Below are 1,016 nucleotides of genomic sequence, written 5' to 3' on the forward strand. Positions count from 1 at the left end.
CGCGAGCCGTTGCCGCTGCGGCTGCTCGCCCGCCTCGGCGCGGCGCCGCGGCGTGGCCTGCAGGTCGCGCTGGCGGCGGCGGCGCTCGGGTTCGGCGTGGTGCTGGAAGGCGTGCTCCGCGATACCTGGCGGCGCGCGACCGTGCGCGACGAGTTCCGGCGCGAATTGCGGCTCTCGGTGCTCGGCGGCCTTGCGACGGTGCTGGTCGCCGCGGCGATCGTCGGCATCGGCATGGTCTACCAGGCGATCTCCTGGCTGGCCTTCGTCGGCCAGGAATCGCTGACCGGCGGCATCCTGGTGACCGTGCTGGTGCGGGAGGTGACGCCGGTGCTCGTCGGCCTGATCCTGCTGGGCCGCAGCGGCACCGTCACCGTGGTGGAGTTCGGCTCCATTAAGGCGTCGGGCCAGCTGCGCGTGCTGGAGGCGCAGGGGATCGACCCCTTCGTGCTGCTGGTGCTGCCGCGCGTGCTGGCGCTCGCGCTGGCCGGCTTCACGCTGGGCGTGGTGTTCCTCGCGGCTTCGCTGGCGACGGGCTGGCTGGCGGCGGAGCTGCTGGCCCTGACGCGCACTGGCCAGGACGGGCTGGTGGACAGCGTGGTGGCCGCGACGGAGCGGCGCGACTTCCTGCTCTTCGCCGGCAAGATGCTGACCATCGGCGCGCTGGTGGCGCTGACCTCGGCGATCACCGGCATGTCGGCGACGGTGCGCGACACGCCCTCCTTCCTGCTGCCGCGCGGCTTCGTGCGCGGCACGCTGGCCGTGCTGCTGACCAGCGTGCTGCTGACGGTCGGCGTCACATGAGCGAGGCGGTGCTGCACGTCGCCGGCGCCGTGCCGAAGCGCGAGGAGGAATCGCCGCTCGCCGCGCCGGTGCACCTGCGGCTGGAGGCGGGCGAGCTGGCGCTGGTGGACGCGGCGGACCCCGGCATGGCGCGCGCGCTGGCCGAGCTCTGCGCGGGGCTGCCGGCGCTGGCGCAGGGCGTGGTGCGCTTCCTCGGCCGCGCCTGGCACACGCTC

The 1,016-nt window shown here is 74.8% G+C and carries 1 protein-coding gene and 1 pseudogene; both read left to right on the forward strand.

The genetic code is table 11. The features are described from left to right. The coding region (locus OZN99_RS32365; RefSeq protein ID WP_270939288.1) for an ABC transporter permease at positions 1-801 on the forward strand (801 nt) is incomplete at its 5' end. Beyond that, positions 798-1,016 (forward strand): annotated as a pseudogene (locus OZN99_RS32370) (hypothetical protein); the annotation flags it as partial. The gene OZN99_RS32365 and the pseudogene OZN99_RS32370, both read left to right, overlap by 4 nt.

Source organism: Falsiroseomonas oryzae (genome assembly GCF_027856955.1).
Lineage (GTDB): Bacteria > Pseudomonadota > Alphaproteobacteria > Acetobacterales > Acetobacteraceae > Falsiroseomonas > Falsiroseomonas oryzae.